Source organism: Chitinophaga sp. (assembly GCF_036566945.1).
GTDB lineage: Bacteria > Bacteroidota > Bacteroidia > Chitinophagales > Chitinophagaceae > Chitinophaga.
Map to the genome: position 1 here is coordinate 1 of NZ_DATCVJ010000893.1, position 3,463 is coordinate 3,463.

The 3,463-nt window shown below is 46.7% G+C and carries 3 protein-coding genes; all 3 read right to left on the minus strand.

What is annotated here, in order from left to right:
- Window positions 1–120: 120 nt before the first annotated feature.
- Entirely contained in the window at window positions 121–1,191 is a 1,071-nt protein-coding gene (gene hisC, locus VIP81_RS26890) for a histidinol-phosphate transaminase (protein WP_331968619.1), read from the minus strand.
- 22 nt (window positions 1,192–1,213) lie between these two features.
- Window positions 1,214–2,494 carry a histidinol dehydrogenase gene (hisD, locus tag VIP81_RS26895; RefSeq protein ID WP_331968623.1) on the minus strand — a complete coding sequence of 427 codons (1,281 nt, stop codon included), beginning with the start codon at window positions 2,492–2,494 and terminating at the stop codon, window positions 1,214–1,216.
- Window positions 2,495–2,510: 16 nt separating this feature from the next.
- A partial coding sequence (gene hisG, locus VIP81_RS26900) for an ATP phosphoribosyltransferase (protein ID WP_331968626.1) occupies window positions 2,511–3,463 on the minus strand: 953 nt, incomplete at its 5' end.

Consider the following 3,463-nt stretch of genomic DNA (forward strand, 5'->3'; position numbering starts at 1 on the left):
TCCGGGCCATATTCACAAATACTTTGGGATAGAACTCTATTTTTTCCAGGCTATCGATCTGGTAAGTGGGCGGCACTTCTTTGATGAGGGTACCGTCGCGGTCTATAAAGAGTACTCGTTTCATGCAGATACAGGTGTTTCTTTTTTGTTGAAAGTTTTCAATACCTCCAGCAGGTGCAGGTTTTCGGCGGGTGTGCCGATGGTAATACGCAGGCAGCCCATGCAGAGTTCTACTTTGGAGCGGTCGCGTACTACAATTCCTTTTTCGATGAGGTGATTGTAAATACCCTTTGCATCCGTGGTTTTCACCAAAATAAAACTGGCGTCGCTGGGATAGATCTCCAGTACTTCCGGCAGTTGTACCAGGGCAGCAGAGAGCAGATCTCGTTCTATCACTATTTCACGGATCCATTCATTTACCTGGCTCACGTTGTCGAGGGCCTGTAATGCCAGTTCGCCGGTAGCCTGACTGATATTGTATGGTGGCTTTACTTTATTGAAAGTGTTGATAATATCTTCACTGGCAAAGGCCATTCCTATTCGGAGTCCTGCCAGTCCCCATGCTTTGGACATGGTTTGCAGTACTACGAGGTTAGGGTATTCTGTGAGTTCCTGGATAAATGTTTTCTGACGGGAGAAGTTAATGTATGCTTCATCTATCACCACAATCCCTTCAAAATTATTCAGCAGTAATTCAATATCTGAGCGGTTGATAGAGTTACCGGTAGGGTTGTTGGGAGAACAGATGAAAATGAGTTTGGTATTTTCATCGATCGCCTGTTGCAGCGCGGGGATATCCAGCTGAAAATCTTCCGTGAGGCTCACTTTACGGATCACCGCATCGTTGATGTGGGCGCTCACTTCGTACATACCGTAGGTAGGCGGGCAAAGGACTACATTGTCCACACCGGGATTTACGAAGCAGCGGTATAGTACGTCTATGGCTTCATCGCTGCCGTGGCCGATAAAAATGTTTTGTGGTGGTACGCCTTTTACATCGGCCATTTTATATTTCAGCTTCCATTGCAGCGGATCGGGGTAGCGATTATAATTTACCGGCAGTGGTGATCCGAAATTATTTTCATTTGCATCCAGGAAGATGGTCGCCTCTCCTTTAAACTCGTCCCTGGCCGTGGAATACGGTACCAGTCTTTTTATGTTTTCCCTTACGAGGGTATCGAGATTGAACATATTAGTGATGATTATTAGTTATTTATAAGCTGGAATTCTCCAGCTGTTGCAATCTAACGCTGACGGCATTTTTATGTGCTTCCAGTCCTTCTGCCGCTGCCATGGCTTCTATAGTAGCGCCTATATTTTGCAGCCCTTCGGGAGAAATCTGCTGGAAAGTAATTTTCTTAACGAAGCTGTCCAGCGATACGCCGCTATAGGCCCTGGCATAGCCATTCGTAGGCAGCGTGTGATTGGTACCGGATGCATAATCGCCTGCACTTTCAGGGGTATAGTTGCCCATGAAAACAGAACCGGCATCGGTTACCTTATCGGCGATATTTTCCGCTCCGCTGCAAGCTAAAATCAAATGTTCCGGTGCGTAGGTATTCAGCATTTCCAGGGCCGTATCCATATCGGCCACCAGGATCATTTTGCTGTTTTCCAATGCCGCCGTAGCAATGCCTTTGCGCGGCAGTTTTTCCAGCTGTGCATTAAGGGCATTGGTCACGTCGGTGATCACTTTTTCGCTGGTGGTCACTAATACCACCTGGCTATCAGGACCATGTTCCGCCTGCGATAACAAATCGGCCGCCACAAAATCGGGGATACAGCTGTCATCTGCCAGCACGGCCACTTCAGAAGGACCAGCGGGCATGTCGATAGCCACACCGCTTTTATTGACCAGCTGTTTGGCACAGGTGACATACTGATTGCCGGGACCAAAGATCTTATACACCTGTGGCACCGTTTCCGTACCGTAAGCCATCGCACCAATGGCTTGTACGCCACCAATGGTAAAGACTTTCTCTATGCCTATCAATTGCGCCGTATACAAAATTGCGGGATGCAGTGAAGGCGTGCAGAGCACTATCTCCCTACAACCTGCTATCATGGCTGGTATACCCAGCATTAAGATAGTAGAAAACAAGGGGGCAGAGCCACCGGGAATATATAAACCTACTTTTTGAATAGCTACCGGTTTGCGCCAGCATTGTACGCCGGGCATGGTTTCTATTACCTGTACCTTTTCCTGCTGTGCGCGGTGGAAGGTGGTAATATTTTTAGCGGCCTGTTGTATCGCTGCTTTCAGTGCGGGTTGCAGCGTTGCTTCTGCCTGCGCAAAAGCGGCGGCTGGTACACGTATATCCTCCAGCGTTACCTTATCAAATTCGGCCGCAAATTTTTTAATGGCCTGGTCTCCGCCGCTGCGTACTTCCTGCAGGATATCGTTCACTTTTTTTTCCAGTGCCGATGTATCCATCACAGGCCGTTGCAACAGGGTATTCCAGGTACTTTTATCAGGAAATCTGGTTGTTTGCATCGTTTACGCAGTTTTTTTAGATCACCATTTTTTCAATGGGCACTACCAGGATACCTTGTGCACCGGCCTCTTTCAGGCTTTCGATGATATCCCAGAAATCATTTTCATTCAGTACAGAGTGAACGGAGCTCCAGCCAGCTTCTGCCAAAGGCAGTACTGTAGGGCTTTTCATACCCGGCAATAAACCAATGATTTCATTCAGTTTATCATTGGGTGCGTTGAGCAAAATGTATTTATTATTCTTTGCTTTTCTCACCGCCTGAATACGGAATAATAATTTATCCAGCAGCAGTTGTTGTTCCGGTTTCAGGTTATGACAAGCTGCCAGCACGGCTTCTGACTTCAGCACTGTTTCCACTTCTTTCAAACCATTCATGAATAAAGTAGAGCCGCTGCTCACCAGGTCACAGATAGCATCTGCCAAACCAATACCAGGTGCAATTTCCACTGATCCGCTGATTTCATGGATTTCCGCAGAGATACCATTGCGTTGCAGGAATTCTTCCACTATCACAGGATAGCTGGTCGCAATTCTTTTGTTGTGCAGGTCTTTCACGGAAGTGTAATCCACTGATTTCTCCACGGCCATCGACAAGCGGCATTTTCCGAAGCCCAGCTTCTGAACAATATTCACTTGTTTTTGTTTTTCCAGCACTACATTTTCGCCTACAATTCCTATGTCTGCCACACCATCTTCAATGTATTGCGGAATATCATCATCGCGCAGGAAAAACACTTCCAGCGGGAAGTTGGTCGCTTCTGTTTTCAGTTTATTAACACCGTTGTTAATATCGATACCGCATTCCTTCAATAACTTGATGGAATCATCGTGCAGGCGGCCTGACTTCTGGATTGCAATTTTCAATTTCATCCTGGTAAAAATAAAAAAGGGGCTTACCTCTCCGGTAAGCCCCTGTTGATGATTTAATATAGTGATATACACATTATCATCCCAGCCTACCGCGTTGG

What these genes read in the sequence shown, in the direction of transcription:
- hisC (WP_331968619.1), bottom strand. Translation starts at nt 1,191, where the DNA reads ATGTTCAATCTCGATACCCTCGTAAGGGAAAACATAAAAAGACTGGTA.
- hisD (WP_331968623.1), bottom strand. Translation starts at nt 2,494, where the DNA reads ATGCAAACAACCAGATTTCCTGATAAAAGTACCTGGAATACCCTGTTG.